The following is a 17,200-nucleotide window of genomic DNA, read 5'->3' on the forward strand; positions in this document are numbered from 1 at the left end:
CTGCATCAGATAATCCAGAAGGAACCCGTGAACGAAAGAGATCGCCTCTACAGGGTGTTCTGAACAGCTTTCAGGCCATCGCCTGCTGCACATCGCCAATAGTCGCGGCCAGGCTGTTGAAGTGCAGGCTCAGCACCCGCTCTACCGGCGCCTCATCCATCGGCCATTGCAGTGCCATACTGCCGACCAGTCGGCCATCGGCATGGATCGGCAAAGCTACCGCGCGAATCAGGAACGGCAGGCGCACCGGGTATTCCCAATAGCCTTCGGTACGCTGACCAAAGCCTTGGTGCAACACCTGCTCAGTGGCGTTGAAGAGTGTTTCGTCGGTCAGTTGTTCACGGCCAGCCAGGCGCTCCACTTCATGACTCTCCAGCTCGCCGAGGCAAGCCCGACCCATGGCCGAATGAAACAGGCTGGCGTGCTGGCCGACGATCTGCCAGTTGTTCGGATAACGCTTGCGCAACACCGTGGGGATCGCGCTTTCCAGGACCTCCACTCGCTCGCCGTCAAAGCACGACAGGTCGGCCACCAGCCCGGTGCGCTCGCTCAACGCCTGCAGCAACGGCGCCGTATTTTCGACCAGACGCCGCTTGAAGCGTTGCTGACTGTCGCCAAACAGGCGCCTGGCGCACAAGCGGTAACGCCGGTCGCTCAAGCCGCGATAGATCCAACCCTGCTCCTGCAAGGTCAACAACATGCGCGACACCGTGGCCTTGGGCAGGCTCGTCAGGTAGTGCAACTCTTCCAGGCCCAGAGCCTGATGCTCACCCAGCAACTCGACGATCGCCAGGGCGCGCGCGACGGAACGTACGCTGCCGGTTTCTGTCTTGCTATCCATGTGTACGACCTCCCTAAACCCGAATCGAATAACCCGGATGGATGATCGCTTTATGCAGCAAGATTCAGGCCTGTGCGCCGTGCTCACGCGTCTTGCAGACAACCCGGCGGCCGACGCTTGACCCATTGCGTCAGCTGTTCATGGGCATACGCCAGTTGCAGCACCGCGCGGTCGGCCTGGGCCGGGCCAATGATTTGCAGGCCCATCGGCAAACCGGCCGGGTTGAAGCCTACGGGTACGCTCATGCTCGGCAAACCGGCCAGGGTCGGCCCGATGACCACTTCCATCCAGCGGTGGTAGGTGTCCATGCCCTGCCCGCCAACGACGCGCGGCCAAGGGGTTTGTGCATCAAAAGGAAACACTTGGGCAGTGGGCAACAGCAGAAAATCGTAACGCTCGAACAATTCGTTCATGGCCCTATACCACTCGCTGCGGCTGACTGAAGCCTGATAAACATCCGCCGCCGTCAGGTGCAGCCCACCTTCGACTTCCCATTGAGCTTCGGGTTTGAGCTGCTCGCGTTTCTGCGGATCGGCATACAGCCCACCCAGGCTGCCTTGCACCAACCAGTGGCGATGCACCAGCCAGGTCTGCCACAGACGCTCCATGGAAAAATCCGGCTGGCAGGCTTCGACCTTGCAACCCAGTGTCGCAAAGTCCTGCAACGCCGATTCGCACAGGTTCATTACGCCTGGGTCCATCGGCAGGTAGCCGTTGTAGTCGCCCAGCCAGCCCAGACGGACATCGCTGAAATCCCGTTGCAGCGACTGGTGGAAAACCTCCGAATTTTGCGTCAGTGACAACGGCGCACGCGGGTCATAACCGGCCTGGGTTCCGAGCAAGCGGGCGACATCCGTGACGGTGCGGCCCATCGGCCCTTCGGTGGCCAGTTGCTGGACGAATACCTCCGGCCCCGGGCCAAACGGCACGCGGCCCCGGGACGGGCGAAACCCGAAGACGTTGTTGAAAGCCGCCGGGTTGCGCAGCGAACCCATCATGTCGCTGCCATCAGCCACCGGCAACATGCGCAATGCCAGCGCCACCGCCGCCCCGCCGCTGCTGCCTCCAGCAATCAGCGACGGGTCGTAGGCGTTGGTAGTGGTGCCGAACACGCGGTTGTAGGTCTGGGAACCGAGGCCGAACTCCGGCACGTTGGTCTTGCCGATGATGATCGCCCCGCAGTCGCGAACCCGCGCCACGCTGAAAGCGTCGTGTTGCGGGACTTGCCCGGCGAACAGTGGCGACCCCATGGTGGTGGGCAAACCGGCGGTGGCCGCGAGGTCCTTGATCGCTTGCGGCATACCGTGCATCCAGCCACGGGACTGACCCTGGTGCAGTTGTCGGTCGCAGGTGTCGGCTTCAGCCAGCAGTTCCTCGGCCGGGCGCAGGGACACCAGCGCATTGACCTGAGGATTGAAGCGCTCGATCTGCGCCAGATAGACCTGCATCACTTCTCGGCACGACACCTGCCGCGCATGAATGGCACAAGACAACGCATTGGCATCCATTTCAACAATCGAATTGACACTCAAAGCTTCACCCCCAGGTTAAGTTCGACGGGTCTCTTGGCCCGGGGGGCTTCCTGCATGCAGTAAGTACCCAGCAGCGTCAGCACGCACGCGAACAACACGTAGAACGAGGGCGCCACCGGTGTTGCCAGCACATTGCTCAGCCAAGTGACGATCAGCGGGGCGAAACCGCCGAACACCATGACGGCAACGTTGTACGCCACCGAAACCCCGGTGGAACGCACTTCGATTGGAAACTGCTCAGCCAGCGCGGTCGGTGCCGGGCCGAAAAAACCGCCGATGGCACTGCATAGCAACAACTGCATCACCAGCAGGCGCTCAATCGACGGCGCCGCAGCAATCCATACATACAGCGGATACACCATCAGGAAAAACGCCAGGGTGAAGGCCATCAACACGGGGCGTCGGCCAAGGCGATCCGACAGCGCGCCGGACAGCGGAATGACCACGGTCATCAGCGCCACAGCAAGCATCTGCACCAGCAGCACCTGATCCAGGGGCAGGCCGAGATTCTTGTGGGCGAAGGTCGGCATATTCACCAGCACTACATAAAACGACACGGTCGCACCACAGGCCAGGCCCATCGACACCAGAATGCTGCGCCGATGTTCGCGGATCACTTGCAGCAGGCTCGGGCTCGCGCCTTTGGCATGTTTGCGCGCTTCGAGAAACTCTTCCGGTTCTTCCATGTGCTTGCGAATCCACAACCCGACCGGGCCGATCAACAAACCGAGCACAAACGGAATCCGCCAGCCCCAGCTGTCCAGCGCCTCAGGGGAAAGCAGGTGCGTGATCAACGCCACCATCGCTGCCCCGCAGAATACCGCCAGGCATTGCCCGACCAGTTGCCAGGAACCATACAAACCCTTCCTGTGCGCCGGTGCACTTTCCACCAGGAATGCCGTGGCGCTGGCGTATTCGCCACCGGTGGCGAAACCTTGGAGCATCCGCGCAACCACGATCAACAGCGGCGCGCCCATGCCGATGGCGGCGTAATTTGGCGCGAACGCGATCAGTGCAATGGACACGGTCATCAGGCGGATGATCATCTGCATCGCCGCCTTGCGACCTTTTCGATCCGAGTACATGCCCAACAAAATGCCACCCACCGGGCGCATGAAAAACCCGACACCGAAGGTCGCCAGGGCCATCAGCAAGGATGCGTATTCGTCCTCGGACGGGAAAAATTGCCGGGCGATGATGCTCGCCAGAAAGCCGTACACGATGAAGTCATACCATTCCAACGCGTTACCGATGACGGCGGCAACCACCTGCCGGGTACGCGAAACGCCAGTGCTCGAAGTCTGCATGGGGAACTCTCCGGAAACCTGTTGGGCGACGGCGGGCACGATAGCGCGCCCGGTTCAGCGGCAGTTGAAAGCGAGAAAATCAGGCCGGCTTGAGCCAGCTCTCGGTCAGTGCGCCCCAGTACGCCGCACCGGTCAGCAGAATGTCGTCGTTGAAGTCGTAAGCGGGGTTGTGCACCATCGGCCGCGACACGCCGTTGCCGATGAACAGGTAGGCGCCTGGGCAGCGTTGCAGCATCCAGGCGAAGTCTTCGCTCCCCATGAGTTTGGGTGTATTGCCATCCACCGCCTCCTCACCCAGCAAGTCAACGCCGACCTGGCGAGCGAACTCGGTTTCGGCAGCGTGATTGACCAGCACTGGATACGCCGGACGATGTTCGATGCGTGCGGTACAACCGAAACTCTGGGCCTGGGTTTCGATGATCGAGCGAACACGCTCGAGGGTCAGCTGGCGCACCTCAGCGTTCAAGGCCCGCAGGCTCAGGCGCAGGATGGACTGCTGCGGAATAACGTTGGCCGCCTCCCCGGCGTGCAGCGCGCCGACTGTTACCACCGCTGCCTGCTGCGCATCGATGTTGCGCGCGACCACGGTTTGCAGGGCCATGACCACACTGGCCGCAGTGACCAGTGGATCCACCGCCAGATGCGGCATCGAGCCGTGGCCACCGACGCCTTCAATGGTGACCGTGAGCAGATCCTGCGAGGCCATCATTGGCCCTTCGCGAAACCCCAAGTGCCCTGCCGGCAAGCCCGGCATGTTGTGCATGCCGAACAGCGCATCACACGGAAAACGCTCCAGCAGACCATCCGCGAGCATCGCTTCGGCGCCGCCCTGGCCTTCTTCGGCGGGTTGGAAAATCAGAGTCAGGGTGCCGTCGAACTGACGGGTTGCCGCCAAATAACGCGCCGCGCCCAACAACATTGCCGTGTGGCCGTCATGCCCACAGGCGTGCATGCAACCCTGATGCTGGCTGCTATAGGCAACGCCGGTATTCTCGATGATCGGCAGCGCGTCCATGTCTGCTCGCAGCCCGAGCTTGCGCGTGCTGCTGCCGTTGCGCAGAACACCGACCACGCCGGTCTTGCCGATTCCGGTGTGCACCTCGTACCCCCACTGCGCAAGTGAACTGGCCACCAGCGCCGAGGTACGGTTTTCCTCGAAGCCGAGTTCCGGATGGGCGTGAATGTCCTGGCGGGTGGCGTGCAGATCGCTGGCCACATCGCTAAGCCAGGCAAAAATGTGCTGATGTCGAGTCATGACGATTTCCTTGGGTCGGGTGAATTCCCGTTCTATTTATTCGCAGTAATTTCGCGGCACATCAAAGGCAGGTCGCGCTCACCGCCAGATAACCGCGAGTCGCGCACGAGGGCAATCGAATATGGTTCCACTCTGCGGAACCTTAGGTTTGTCAGAGCTGCAAGCCACAGCAATGACGGGCGTTGACCCCACGATGCCCAACGCCTAGCCGAGCCCACAGCGCGCACCACCAAGCAACCTCTAAATCCGCGCGACGACATTCAATTAGCGCTCGCCTCCTCGGGCTGTGGCTTGACCAAATCAGGCAGCGCAATCGTTGGCACACCACATGCCTGCTGGCCGCCGAATTGGAGAGAAAGCAACGCGGATCATGCCATTTCAGCGTCGTGATATCAGGGCAACTACCGTGTCGTAAATTGCAGATATTTAAGAGGCGAGCGCACTTCTTAGGCACTCAAATAGAAGGGATTACGGAACGGGTTTTCCGACGTGTCGGCGCCATCGCACAGCCCACAAAATGAATAAGTGATGGAACACCTTTGCCGCCCGACTCTGGCGCTAGAGCGCCATGACCATCTCATGCCAGGACATTCCACCGTGGTTAGAAGGCGAGGGCTGAACGTAGCGATAGCCCATTCGCTCATACAGCCCCACATGGTGCTCCTTACACATCAGGTGGATGGTCTTCTTATCCAGCGCTTTCATGCCTCGGACAAACTCGCGCATCAACAGTGTTGAGTAACCCTTACCCTGCTTCGCAGGATCAATCACCACTGACATGATCACCACGTTCGGCGCCTCGGCCGAATGACCCACCAGTTCCTTGAAGGCCTCATCGGACATCACCACCTCGTGGGCGCAGCCGCTATTGATAAAACCGACGACCTCACCAGCATCTTCCATAATCAAAAAGCCATGCGGATACTGAGCAATGCGTGTCGTGATCTTCTCCTGAGTAGCGGCTTCGTCGCCTTCGTATGCACAAGACTCGATTTGGTAGCAGCGGGCAGCGTCTGACAGTGCGGCATTACGAAAGCTGAGCGTGGACATTTCAGTTCCTGATGTTGAGTGGCTTGAGGGAGACGAGAGACACTATGTTAGAGAAAGCGCAGAATGCAGGTACTGCAATTTACTCAGGTTGTAATGAAGTTCATGCATTCCATTCTCCGCCGCCTTGATCTGAATCTTCTGCTTGTTTTCGACGCGATTTAGCGGTGCAACTGCCCAGTGTATTGGCTGCTCCATACATAGTCGCCAGTACAGACTTCCTTTTCACCCTGCCCCGCCGGGCAGTCATTCCATTCAGCCGTGCTGCTTCGTTGGTAGTTCTTCCCGCACCGTTCGAAGCTCCGCGCTACACGCTTGGCTTGTTATCCAATAAGCAGCATTCAAGCTCCGCCGCGCACCTATGGGTGCGCAAGCAAATGCTAGCGACCTTGAGTACGTTGTGACGCGAACTGAGTGGCCAGAAGCTACCTTTTCACCTGCCCGCAGAAAGACGCTCAACGTATCCTGCTGAAATAGAACAATGAAAAGGGATACTTCTTGGCTTCACACCTTGATCTTGTGCCGGGACGCGTAGAGGCAAACCATCCCAAGGCATGGCCGATACCTTGCTGGGCGAATTGTCCATCGGTTTATCGGAAGCACTGGATTCACATGTGCTTGAGCGGGTAGCCAATGCCATCGGCAACTTTCGCAAGCGCCGGCAAGCGGTCCAGATAGAGTTGATCAGCGCCATGCCGGCCGAGCTGGAGAGACGCCTGCTTCAAGACCAGTTGCATCTGGCGATCGGCTATTTTTCGGGGCATCAACAAGCCTTGAATTACCAACCCCTGTTCGATGAGCAGCAACGCCTTTACTGCGCCAACGGACACCCGTTATTTGGCGTGAAAAGCCCAGACCAGTCTCAATTGGAGGCATGCGACGGAGTCCATCACCCTTACCGCTTCAGTGTCCCGGCCGAACCTTTTCTCCCGCGTCAAAGCACTGCGCGTACGGAACAAATCGAAGGCACCTTGACCTTTATTCTCTCGGGCGCCCACATCGGATACCTGCCCCGCCACATTGCCGAGCCCTGGCAAGCACGCGGTTTTGTGCAACCGCTTGGTACGGAAACTTTGGGGTTCAATGTGCAATTTCATTTAGCCAACCATCGCGGGCGCAATCCTACTGAGGCGCAGCTCGCCCTAATGGAAGATTTGAAGCTGGCGTTTGCACAAACCTGATTCAAGCTCACACCTGCGGATAAGACAGGCAGGTCGACACTTGAAGTCTTGCATTGCTCAATTGGCCGCCAGCTTCTGGCCTGCTTGGTTCGCCTTTTTGCTCAGTTTCGCCCCGGGCGATTTCAGCCTGTTTTGTTTGAAAGCGCTCCCTGCCGCAAGCGCCTTGAATATCACAGGCTCCGAGCCATCTCAGAGGCAAGCACCAGTCGCTCAAGCCCGATACCAAAACCAGCACCTTCGCGATAAGCTCCGCCGCCGACAACTTGCTGCTGTGCCCCCAGCACAGGGCAACGCACCTCAAAACCATTCCCCTCAAGGTAATAACTCAGGCCACGCTTCACTGCGAGATTGAGTTCATATTCCAGCCCCAGCAAGTCAAGAAAGCCGGTGCAAATTGCTTGGCTACGCTGCAATGCCTGCGCGGGTGTGGAACTAAGAATTTCAAGTCCCAGCTGAGTGAATTCGCGATACCGACCGGCTTGAGGTCGCTCATACCGATAACATCGCGCCACGTAGAAAAACATCGCTTCGTCTCGTGACCCGAGAAGTGCGTTGTTGCGCTCCTGAAAAAGCGCGGTTGCTTCTGGGATGAGACAACAAGGACGCCCGGCCTTGTCATCAAATGCCCACATTTGTCCAATGACTTCACTTCCACCGGCTTTCTCAATAAACGTGTCTTGGCCCCACAATGCAGGAATTATGGCCTCCTCAGCCCCGGCATCGATGAAGGTAGCTCCGAAATCTGCCTTCTATCTCACGCATGGTTGCAGCTTCTTTCCCTGTCACTATTCGAGTTCCGCGAAGCATGGTCATTTATAGATCTCCATTTTACAGGCAATAAAAAAGGCGCCATTGGCGCCTTGGTTTGATTCATTGATTGGTCAGAATGAATGTTTAAAATTCTGAGCATTCGATGAGCGTGAGCAACCGCGGCACTCTAAGTGAGGTCCGTGGTGATGACGGCGATTGCTTTCAATGAATTGATTCATAGCTGATCCTCGCACAATTCTGGGAGCGCTCACAAGCGGCTGTATCTGTTTAACCACCACAGACCAATGACGCGTGCCGATTCACCCGGACTTGAGCGTGACCTTGCCTCGTCTGGAGTCCGCCACGAGCCAGGGCCAAGTCATGGCCGGATTTACTATAAACGCCGTTATTCGCACTCAGCCACGCCAACAGCCAGCCGTATCGCCGCCACCGATTATTACTGTTCTTCCAACAATGCTTTCCAGTATTTGGGATTTATCAAAAACCCCAGAGGCATAAACTAAACACAGCTTCCAAACAAAGCCACGAAACGCAGAACCAGCAGGGTCCAAGCAAACCACCCTCCCACGTTTCGTAGAGCCTTCGGCCTTACAGATTGCGACTGAAGACATAAATCGTTTGCATCGTTGGGACATTTAAAATGAAACTGTTTAAAACGTTGATTGCCGCTTCTTTTATCATGGTAGGCAGTCAAATGGCTTTTGCCGATGAACCTGCTGTTGAGCAATACAGCTACAGCTCACACCTCGACATCGCCAAAGTGATTCACATGGACCCAGTCCCAGATGTCTGTGAAGTGGTTCCAGTACATATGACTTATTTGGACCATCAAGGTCAGCAACACGTTATGGAATACCGAGTAATGGGTAACGGTTGTTCAAACAACTAATACTGAGTCCCAACGAGGCCTGCTCGTTGCAGGCCAAGTTAAAACGCCCCTTGATGAGGGGCGTTTTTTTGGGCCGCTGTCAATTACCGTTAGACTTCTCAACGTTGCCCTACTGCACCACCAGAATTCACAAGACACTGCTTTGGGTGTCGTAGACCACTGGAAAATCACCAGTGCGATAACGTCACTATCCCCCAATGGGCCGGTTAAGGCCTTGCCCGTATTTATCGGATCATTCTGCCCAACCACATGTTCATTGATGAAATCAAGGATGCGGAACTGCGTCTTTGCCCTATCGGTGTAATCAATCGGCCTTACGCAAAGCCGTGCAGAAAATGCTGAATCAATAATTACTCAATTTAACTAGCCCGAATACGAGTATCAGATCTGCTGCGCAAGAAATAACTTAAGCCCCATAGCAGTGCGTAACCACGGTGATCATCAAATGCTTTTGCGTCGCGGCGTTAACCTGTTGAACTTGTTCGTGGTCACTAACGGTGCGCAGAACGCAACGAATCATGGCATATCAGAAATGAATAACCTCTGACAAAATAAGTATTTACCGGATGTTGCAGTGGCTGATAGCTTCATCTACATCAACTTTCCGTGAAATAAGATTTCTACATGATGACTGCAAATCTGCCCGTGGCGGTCTGGTCTGACATGTTCAAGCTCGGACGTCCATTTCTAAAAATGCACGGACTGAAGAACCATTTCATTATTGTCGATGGCCGTGAACGATCCTTTGCCCCACCGCCTGACGTCATTGCGCAAATCTGCAGCGTTGACGCAGGTGTTGGCGCGGATCAGTTGCTCGTTATTGAGCCTGCGACCTTAAGTGCTGCGACCTTGGGTGCGTATGCTCGCATGCGAATCTACAACGTCGATGGTAGCGAAGTGCAAACTTGCGGCAATGCCACGCGCTGTCTTGCTGATCTTCTTTTAAAGGAAAGTGAAGCAGACCAGGTTTTGATCGAAACAGGCGGTGGGAACCTGCGATGCTGGCGCAACGAAGCCTCAGGTCAGATAAGTGTTGCGATGGGAACAGTCAATCTGGAATGGCATTCCATCCCACTGGCACAAGCCACTGACACCCTGAATGTCAGAATGAATCACGGGCCGCTTCAACAGGCAGTTGCCTTGAATATCGGCAACCCGCATCTGGTGTTCTTTGTAGATGATTTACAAAGTATCGATATCCCACGCTATGCCGCCCAGGCCCAACAGGATCCACTCCTGCCAGAGTCCGCCAATATAGGCGTTGCTCAGATCATAGGCGAAACAGCCATGCGCCTGACCGTGTGGGAGCGGCCGGGCATTCTTACCCAGGCCTGTGGTAGCGGAGCATGTTGCGCCGTGGCCGCGGCCAGAGCGAAGGGGCTTATTCAGTCCAGTATTGTGACTGTGTATATGCCGGGGGGAGCCCTGACAATCGAACAAGACGATATGGGGCAACTCATTCTCACGGGGCCTACTGTCGTTGCGTTTGCTGGACATTTGCTGGAAACACACGAGGCTTAAAATGGCTGATGAACGCATGTCGTCATGCATTATAAAAATAGAATCGGTTTCGAAAGTCTTCAGCGGCATTAATGGTCGCCAGGAAGTGTTTGCACTTAGAAATGTGGACAATCACATCAACCGGGGTGAAGTGGTCGTCATCATCGGCCCGAGTGGTTCAGGGAAAAGTACCTTGCTGCGATCACTTAACGGGTTAAACACCATCAGTTCTGGGCAGATCTGGATTGATGGCGTCAGTTTGACCGATCGCAAAACAGACATTAATAAATTGCGCGCAGAAGTCGGCATGGTGTTCCAGAATTTCAACTTGTTCGCCCATAAAACAGCGCTTCAAAATATTGTCATCCCGCAAACAATCGTGCTGAAACGATCGAAAGAAGAAGCCGAAGGTATCGCACGCACGTTACTGCAAAAAGTAGGACTGCCGGATCGTGCCAATAACTACCCGCATCAACTTTCCGGGGGCCAGCAGCAGCGCATTGCAATTGCGCGTTCGTTGGCGATGAACCCGAAGGTCATGTTGTTCGACGAAGCCACATCAGCACTGGATCCAGAAACGGTGGGTGAAGTACTTCAACTGATGAAGGAACTCGCCGCCGAAGGGATGACCATGGTCGTGGTCACTCACGAAATGGGCTTTGCTCGCGACGTAGCGGACCGGGTGATTTTCATGGAGGCCGGACAGATTGTAGATGAGGCTCCGGCTGACAGGTTTTTCGCTGCCCCCAGTGATCGGGTTGCAAGTTTCCTGGGCCGGGTGTCAGCAGCACCGTGCATGTAAACCGCCGCAACGAAAACAAGACGCCGAGGAAGGCGCACTGAGATGAACGATAGCTCGCCCCAATAAACTGCCGATTAATCACAATTAAAGAAAGGCATATTGCGATGTACTTATTGAAAAGCTTTCTGGCAAATGTTCTTGTCGCTTCTGCATTAGCGACCGTGCCGATGTTGGCACAGGCCGACGCCATGGACGACATCAACAAAAATGGAACACTTACGATCGCCGTGCAAACCCAGGGCCCTCCCGTTAGTTTTATTGATAAAAACGGTGAGCGTGCTGGCCTGGCGATTGATATTGCCCGTATGTTCGCCGATGACATGGGCGTCAAACTGGTCATCCAGGACTATGACTGGAAAGGCCTCATTCCAGCACTGACGTCAGGTAAGGCCGATCTTATCGCCGCTGACATGACACCGTCTGCAAAGCGCAACATGCAGGTGCTTTTCACCAATCCCGTCTTCTATCTGGAGACAGTGGCATTCGCCAACAAAGACAAGCACTTCAAATCGTGGCAAGCCCTCAACAATCCTGAAATTACCGTGGGCGCGACCCAGGCTTCCAGCTATGCGGATGCGGCTAAAAAATTCCTGCCTCAAGCGCAGTTGAAGGAATTCGGCGGTGGCAACGCCCAGACGGTTCAGGCGGTTGTTTCCGGCCGTGCGGATGCTGGCATCTCGGACCGAGCGCAAATCGCAACCTTCGTTAACGCCACGCCTGAACTGGAAGTACTCGACGGAACCATGACGAAAGAGCCATTGAGCTTCGCCACCCGCCCAGACTCTGTGCACTTGCTGTTGGCACTCAATAACTATATTCGTCTGATCGAAATCGACGGACGATTGAAAGAGCGTACTGACTACTGGTGGAACTCTACGGCATGGGAAGCTGACCACAAGTAAACGTTAGAGCGCGGTGAAGCTGGCCGTCCTTTCAACCGGGCGGCCTGCTGCGTGCTGTTACCGCGCACAAAAGAGTTCGGCTTGCTGGATGAGGTTACGTCGTAATGAGTTTTGCACTGGATAGTTTCAACTTTGGCATCGTCTACAAATACCGGGATACATTCTTAAACGGCGTACTGACAACCATTGAAATAGCATCCGTCTGTTTATTGCTTTCGGTGTTTTTTGGCATATTTGTAGCACTCATGCGCATGTCCAAAAACGGTTTATTGTGGCGGCCGGCGGCGGCGTATATACAGTTTATCCGCGCCACACCGCTGTTGTTGCAGATCTACCTGGTTTACTACGGTCTTCCGGCTCTGTTTGCGTTCGGCAAACACATTAATGAACTACAGACTGGCCTTATCGCACTGACGATCCACACGACCCCCTACATGGCAGAGATTATTCGTGCCGGTATCGAATCGATCCCCCGCGGCCAGTTCGAAGGCGCGATGTCCGTCGGCATGACTCCATTTCAGCGGATGTTCCACGTTGTGCTGCCTCAGGCACTGGCGAACGTAACGCCCCCCCTATTAGGACAGACAGCCATCCTGATCAAGGATACGTCGCTGCTGAGTATCATCGCGGTAACCGAGTTAATGAGCGCTGGCCTGTACATGTTTTCGGACTCGGTAGTGGCGACCGAGAGTTACCTGACCACCGCCGCATGCTACCTGTTTATCTATGTACTGCTGCTACTGCTCTCTCACCTGGTGCGCCGAAAATGCGGCACCAACTGGCAAACTCGGCAGGGGATCAAATAATCATGGAGTGGATCATGACCAAAGCAACAGTGCTACAGGCGCTGTTGCCATTCATGCTCAAAGGGCTGTGGATGACCGTACAGATATCCCTGATCTCCATTGCACTCGGCGTATTGTTGGGGATCGTGTTAGGGGTCATCCGCTCACAGAGCAAGTTTTTCTTCAAAAATATCATTGGCCTGTACTTGCACCTGTTCAGGGGTACCCCATACCTGGTGCAGGTCTACATCATCTATTTTGTACTGCCTGCTACGGGGCTTGAGATATTCAAGTTCGATGCCTACACCGCCGCCATCGTATCGTTGACGCTCTACACGTCGAGCTATGCGACTGAAATAGTGGCCTCCGCGATTCTGACTGTACCCAATGGCCAGGTTGAAGCGGCGCGATCAGTCGGGATGAGCAAATTTCAGGCGCTGTTTCACGTCGTATTACCGCAGGCCATCCCGCTGACACTGCCGCCGCTGGGAAGCGTGTATGTAAATATCATCAAAAGCACCGCGATTTTATCCATCATCGGCATCACTGAACTCACGCGCCAGGGCGAAGTTTTAATTGTCCGCATGCCACAACACCTGATGTTCATTTACTGCGTGATCGCCCTGCTCTATTTCGCCTATTGCTACCCGCTTCTCTACCTTTCGAAGTTGGCAGAAAAGCGCTTTGGCGCCCTCGAACACCGATAAAACCAATCACCCGATACGCGCCAGTCTTATTTTCAGTCCGGATCGAAAAGCAGGATCTGAGACACACTATTTTTCTTGAGTTGGGCCTATGAAAACCGTACCCGTGAAGCGCCTTCAGTACCTGGCCGAAAAATTCGGCACGCCCTTGTGGGTTTATGATGCCCAGACCATTCGTGACCGCATCAATGATCTACGCCAGTTCGATACCATTCGTTTTGCACAAAAGGCCTGCTCCAATATCAACATCCTCAAGCTCATGCGCGAGCAAGGTGTCCAGGTAGATGCGGTTTCTCGAGGAGAAATCCTTAGAGCACTGGCCGCAGGATATTCGTGTCAGGACAACGAAGAAGCCATCGTTTTCACCGCAGACCTTATCGATGAAGCGACGTTAGCCACCGTGGTGGAGCATGCCATTCCAGTTAACGCCGGTTCGATCGATATGCTCGAGCAACTGGGCGCCATCGCACCTGGGCACAGAGTCTGGCTGAGAATCAACCCGGGCTTCGGCCATGGCCACAGCAAGAAGACCAACACAGGGGGCGAGCACAGCAAGCACGGCATCTGGCATACCGATCTGGGTGCGGCGCTATCGGTTGTCCGCAAGCACAACCTGCAATTAATCGGGTTGCACATGCACATAGGGTCCGGGGTGGATTATGAGCACCTGGCCAGCGTCAGCAAAGCCATGCTCGATCTCGTGCAGCAAGTCAAAGACGCAAAAGCAACCCTCTGCGCCTTGTCAGCAGGCGGCGGGTTGTCGGTCCCTTACACCGCGGATGAACCGGAACTCGATACCCGCCACTACTTCAGCCTGTGGGACGCTGCGCGCCAGAAAGCCGAGCACATTCTGGGTAATAAGCTGCGTCTGGAGATCGAGCCCGGACGGTATCTGGTGGCTCAGTCAGGTTGCCTCTTGAGTGAAGTACGCGCCACCAAGCAGGTCGGCAGCAATCACTTCGTACTTCTGGACGCAGGCTTCAACGAGCTTATGCGCCCGTCCATGTACGGCAGTTATCACGGTATCGAATTGCTGGATGCAAATGCATCCGGGCGCCCCCTGCAAGCCAGCGTGGTTGCAGGGCCGTTGTGTGAAGCAGGTGACGTCTTCACGCAAGCGGAGGACGGAACAGTACTCTCCCGACTGTTTCCCCAATGCAAAGTGGGCGATCTCATCGCCATTCGCGATACCGGCGCTTATGGTGCCTCGATGTCTTCGAACTACAACACCCGCCCATTGATCGCAGAGGTGCTGATCGAAGGGGCCGATGATGTACTGATCCGCCGTCGTCAGCGAGTGGAGGAGCTCTTGGCACTGGAAGAGAGAAATTAACCCCTATGAAAAGCAGTGACCACGGGACCACAACAGCAATAACCGAGTTCGGTCCCAGAAAAGTGATATTTGCGGAGCTATTTGCAGATATCAAAACTTTGGGGAGATGTAGTGAAAGGTTGGAATGTATCCTGCCTCTGAAGGTTACGAATGCATATCGCTGGTTTAGAGCGCTTTTATGATCAACTTGCGACATATCGAAGTTTTCCGCGCCATTATGACGGCGGGAAGTGTCACCAACGCCGCTCAAATGCTGCACACCAGCCAACCCACCGTCAGCCGGGAGTTGGCGCGCCTGGAGTACCTCGTAGGATTCGAACTGTTTGAACGCGGGCGTGGCCGCTTGCACGCAACGGCACGGGCAGTGGTTTTGTTCCAGGAGGTAGAGCTCGCGTTCATTGGCCTGGACCGCATCGTCTCGTTCGCAGAGAGCCTGAGTCGCTTTTCACAGGGCGCATTTTCTGTGGCCTGTATTCCCGCCTTTTCTCATGCGCTGCTCCCTCAGGTTTGTAAAAACCTGATAGCCAACCATCCGGGTGTCAGTGTCGAGATAGCGCCCCTGGAGTCGCCCTGGCTTGAGGAACAACTGACACTTCAGCGCCACGATGCCGGACTCACAGAGCATGATGAAGCCCCGCCCGGCACTGAGTTGCAACTTCTGATGAGCGTGGACGAAGTATGCATCTTGCCTGATGGCCACCCTTTGCTTGAGAAACATGTCCTGTCGCTGGAAGATATCAGGGATCAAACGTTCGTCAGTTTTAGCAAGGGGGATCGTTACAGGAGAGTGCTTGATGTCATGTTCAAGGACGCGGGAATCGATCGATTTATCCAAGTGGAAACCCACAGCGCCGTTTCAGTGTGCTCGATGGTACAAGCGGGGCTGGGTATTGCGATTCTCAATCCCCTGACCGCGATCATGTTTCAGGGGCAAGGTGTCAATATTCGTCCTCTTGCCTTTTCATTGCCCTTCCAGATCAGTCTGGTTAAACCGCTTTACCGCTCTCCAACTCCCTTCCAGCAACATTTCGCTGAATCCTTGCAATTAGAAATATCCCTGCTCGCCAAACAACTAGCCACTCTAGGCGTGAGCGTGACCCTTGAAAGCATGGATAACTTGCCAACAATAGCCCCCTTATAAAATCCGACGCGCATATAATATCGCCCCCTGACTTTAAATACATCTCGCAAGAACAGGGGGCACCCATTTAGTGCAGCCAAGTACTAAGCGATGGTTGTTCATGCCTTACCACACCGCCCCGCCGGGGGTTGCCAAGGTCAATTAAGGTGCGCGGCATGCGCCCTAATTGCAACATATCGAGAGTGAATGATCGCCTAATAAATAAGCATTTTCCGCCTTTCCCAGTGACTGATAATTTCATCCGAACACACTAAATAACGAAATAACCATTTTATATATATCGATCTAGTGCGCCGTATTAATCCGCGCACGTTTAAATTGATAACTACCAATACCCCCAGCAATGCTATTCCTCTTATCAGTCAAGGACCCATACTAATGAACCCACTCATCAAGAGTTGCTCATTGTTGCTACTGCTGTGTTCAAACTTGGCGTTGGCACAAATCCCCGAAACCAGTAGCCAACTGGTCGTGGTAACCACTTCCGACTGGGACGCCACTCAAGGCAAGGCACAGCGCTATGAGCGCAATGGCCAGGACTTTCAGAAAGTCGGTGACGCGTTCCCCATTGTGGTGGGTAAAACCGGGTTAGCCTGGGGCAGCGGCATCATGCCTATCGGCCTCGGCGAACAACCCGTAAAACGTGAAGGCGACGGTAAGGCGCCTGCAGGCATATTTACCTTCGGCAGCGCGTTCGGGTATGAACCTACGGCCAATACCCGGCTGCCCTACACCGTCAGCACCGACGCCCGAGAATGTGTGGATGACAGCCAATCGAGTCACTACAACACGTTGGTCGACAGCTCAGCCGTGAGCAAAGACTGGAACAGCTCAGAGCAAATGCACCGCAAGGACGAGTTATATCACCAAGGCATTGTCGTGGAACACAACACGTCAGCAGCAGCCAATAGCGGCTCATGCATTTTCATGCACATCTGGCAATCCAGCAGCACCCCAACTACTGGCTGCACCGCCATGGACCCGCAGAATATCCAGCTCTTGTTCACGTGGTTGAACCCTCAGAAAAACCCGCTGCTGGTACAAATGCCTGTGGCGCAATATGAGCTTTACAAGGATCGCTGGAAACTTCCGGAGCGTTGAAAATAGCGCAGCAGCGGGCACGATACAGAGAATCATCTAACCATCGCGCCACGCTTCCCTGCCTCGCGCCCGCATGCAGTTACTGAGCTGGCCTAAAGCGATACCGGCA

Annotated in this window: 16 protein-coding genes; 10 read left to right on the forward strand and 6 right to left on the reverse strand. The window is 55.3% G+C overall.

What is annotated here, in order from left to right:
- Positions 1–70: 70 nt before the first annotated feature.
- From FJD38_RS16060 to FJD38_RS16080, 5 genes are all read right to left on the reverse strand, one after another.
- Positions 71–841 (reverse strand): IclR family transcriptional regulator, encoded by a 771-nt coding sequence (locus FJD38_RS16060; protein ID WP_122782656.1) that lies wholly within the window; start codon positions 839–841, stop codon positions 71–73.
- Positions 842–924: 83 nt separating this feature from the next.
- The gene (locus FJD38_RS16065; protein WP_280116030.1) at positions 925–2,373 is read right to left on the reverse strand and encodes an amidase; all 1,449 of its coding nucleotides are present in this window, start codon (positions 2,371–2,373) and stop codon (positions 925–927) included.
- The gene (locus FJD38_RS16070) at positions 2,370–3,680 is read right to left on the reverse strand and encodes a citrate-proton symporter (protein WP_146386251.1); all 1,311 of its coding nucleotides are present in this window, start codon (positions 3,678–3,680) and stop codon (positions 2,370–2,372) included. The genes FJD38_RS16065 and FJD38_RS16070 overlap by 4 nt, the downstream gene beginning before the upstream one ends.
- Before the next feature lie 79 nt (positions 3,681–3,759).
- Positions 3,760–4,935: a M20 aminoacylase family protein gene (locus tag FJD38_RS16075; protein WP_122782654.1), complete on the reverse strand. Its 1,176-nt coding sequence runs from the start codon at positions 4,933–4,935 to the stop codon at positions 3,760–3,762.
- Between the two features lie 558 nt (positions 4,936–5,493).
- Positions 5,494–5,985 (reverse strand): GNAT family N-acetyltransferase, encoded by a 492-nt coding sequence (locus FJD38_RS16080; protein WP_146386253.1) that lies wholly within the window; start codon positions 5,983–5,985, stop codon positions 5,494–5,496.
- Between the two features lie 551 nt (positions 5,986–6,536).
- On the opposite strand from FJD38_RS16080, the gene FJD38_RS16085 reads away from it, so the two are divergent.
- Positions 6,537–7,163: a substrate-binding domain-containing protein gene (locus FJD38_RS16085; RefSeq protein WP_146386255.1), complete on the forward strand. Its 627-nt coding sequence runs from the start codon at positions 6,537–6,539 to the stop codon at positions 7,161–7,163.
- A 170-nt stretch (positions 7,164–7,333) separates the two neighbouring features.
- Here the strand turns inward: FJD38_RS16085 and FJD38_RS16090 are convergent, their stop codons facing one another.
- Positions 7,334–7,888: a class-II aminoacyl-tRNA synthetase family protein gene (locus FJD38_RS16090; protein WP_122782651.1), complete on the reverse strand. Its 555-nt coding sequence runs from the start codon at positions 7,886–7,888 to the stop codon at positions 7,334–7,336.
- A gap of 725 nt (positions 7,889–8,613) precedes the next feature.
- On the opposite strand from FJD38_RS16090, the gene FJD38_RS16095 reads away from it, so the two are divergent.
- From FJD38_RS16095 to FJD38_RS16135, 9 genes are all read left to right on the forward strand, one after another.
- Positions 8,614–8,823, forward strand: a complete 210-nt coding sequence (locus tag FJD38_RS16095) for a DUF2790 domain-containing protein (RefSeq protein ID WP_233609122.1) — start codon at positions 8,614–8,616, stop codon at positions 8,821–8,823.
- Between the two features lie 624 nt (positions 8,824–9,447).
- Positions 9,448–10,344, forward strand: a complete 897-nt coding sequence (gene dapF / locus FJD38_RS16100) for a diaminopimelate epimerase (protein WP_199750938.1) — start codon at positions 9,448–9,450, stop codon at positions 10,342–10,344.
- A 28-nt stretch (positions 10,345–10,372) separates the two neighbouring features.
- Positions 10,373–11,125, forward strand: a complete 753-nt coding sequence (locus FJD38_RS16105; RefSeq protein WP_158636752.1) for an amino acid ABC transporter ATP-binding protein — start codon at positions 10,373–10,375, stop codon at positions 11,123–11,125.
- Positions 11,126–11,229: 104 nt separating this feature from the next.
- Positions 11,230–12,027, forward strand: a complete 798-nt coding sequence (locus tag FJD38_RS16110) for a transporter substrate-binding domain-containing protein (protein WP_146386257.1) — start codon at positions 11,230–11,232, stop codon at positions 12,025–12,027.
- A 104-nt stretch (positions 12,028–12,131) separates the two neighbouring features.
- Entirely contained in the window at positions 12,132–12,833 is a 702-nt protein-coding gene (locus FJD38_RS16115) for an amino acid ABC transporter permease (protein ID WP_146386258.1), read from the forward strand.
- Between the two features lie 14 nt (positions 12,834–12,847).
- On the forward strand, positions 12,848–13,519 hold the full coding sequence (locus FJD38_RS16120) for an amino acid ABC transporter permease (RefSeq protein ID WP_199750942.1): 672 nt from the start codon (positions 12,848–12,850) through the stop codon (positions 13,517–13,519).
- Between the two features lie 88 nt (positions 13,520–13,607).
- Positions 13,608–14,849, forward strand: coding sequence for a diaminopimelate decarboxylase (lysA, locus tag FJD38_RS16125; RefSeq protein ID WP_146386260.1), 1,242 nt, complete (start codon positions 13,608–13,610; stop codon positions 14,847–14,849).
- 178 nt (positions 14,850–15,027) lie between these two features.
- Positions 15,028–15,990 (forward strand): LysR family transcriptional regulator, encoded by a 963-nt coding sequence (locus FJD38_RS16130; protein ID WP_122782646.1) that lies wholly within the window; start codon positions 15,028–15,030, stop codon positions 15,988–15,990.
- Positions 15,991–16,368: 378 nt separating this feature from the next.
- Entirely contained in the window at positions 16,369–17,091 is a 723-nt protein-coding gene (locus FJD38_RS16135) for a L,D-transpeptidase family protein (RefSeq protein ID WP_122782645.1), read from the forward strand.
- Positions 17,092–17,200 lie beyond the last annotated feature (109 nt).

This window comes from Pseudomonas saxonica (assembly GCF_007858365.1).
Taxonomy (GTDB): Bacteria; Pseudomonadota; Gammaproteobacteria; order Pseudomonadales; family Pseudomonadaceae; genus Aquipseudomonas; species Aquipseudomonas saxonica.

Excerpts from the sequence above, each read along its gene's own strand:
- FJD38_RS16060 (WP_122782656.1), bottom strand. The coding sequence starts at position 841 with ATGGATAGCAAGACAGAAACCGGCAGCGTACGTTCCGTCGCGCGCGCC.
- FJD38_RS16070 (WP_146386251.1), bottom strand. The coding sequence starts at position 3,680 with ATGCAGACTTCGAGCACTGGCGTTTCGCGTACCCGGCAGGTGGTTGCC.
- FJD38_RS16075 (WP_122782654.1), bottom strand. The coding sequence starts at position 4,935 with ATGACTCGACATCAGCACATTTTTGCCTGGCTTAGCGATGTGGCCAGC.
- FJD38_RS16080 (WP_146386253.1), bottom strand. The coding sequence starts at position 5,985 with ATGTCCACGCTCAGCTTTCGTAATGCCGCACTGTCAGACGCTGCCCGC.
- FJD38_RS16085 (WP_146386255.1), top strand. The coding sequence starts at position 6,537 with ATGGCCGATACCTTGCTGGGCGAATTGTCCATCGGTTTATCGGAAGCA.
- FJD38_RS16095 (WP_233609122.1), top strand. The coding sequence starts at position 8,614 with ATGGTAGGCAGTCAAATGGCTTTTGCCGATGAACCTGCTGTTGAGCAA.
- dapF (WP_199750938.1), top strand. The coding sequence starts at position 9,448 with ATGATGACTGCAAATCTGCCCGTGGCGGTCTGGTCTGACATGTTCAAG.
- FJD38_RS16110 (WP_146386257.1), top strand. The coding sequence starts at position 11,230 with ATGTACTTATTGAAAAGCTTTCTGGCAAATGTTCTTGTCGCTTCTGCA.
- FJD38_RS16115 (WP_146386258.1), top strand. The coding sequence starts at position 12,132 with ATGAGTTTTGCACTGGATAGTTTCAACTTTGGCATCGTCTACAAATAC.
- FJD38_RS16120 (WP_199750942.1), top strand. The coding sequence starts at position 12,848 with ATGACCAAAGCAACAGTGCTACAGGCGCTGTTGCCATTCATGCTCAAA.
- lysA (WP_146386260.1), top strand. The coding sequence starts at position 13,608 with ATGAAAACCGTACCCGTGAAGCGCCTTCAGTACCTGGCCGAAAAATTC.
- FJD38_RS16130 (WP_122782646.1), top strand. The coding sequence starts at position 15,028 with ATGATCAACTTGCGACATATCGAAGTTTTCCGCGCCATTATGACGGCG.
- FJD38_RS16135 (WP_122782645.1), top strand. The coding sequence starts at position 16,369 with ATGAACCCACTCATCAAGAGTTGCTCATTGTTGCTACTGCTGTGTTCA.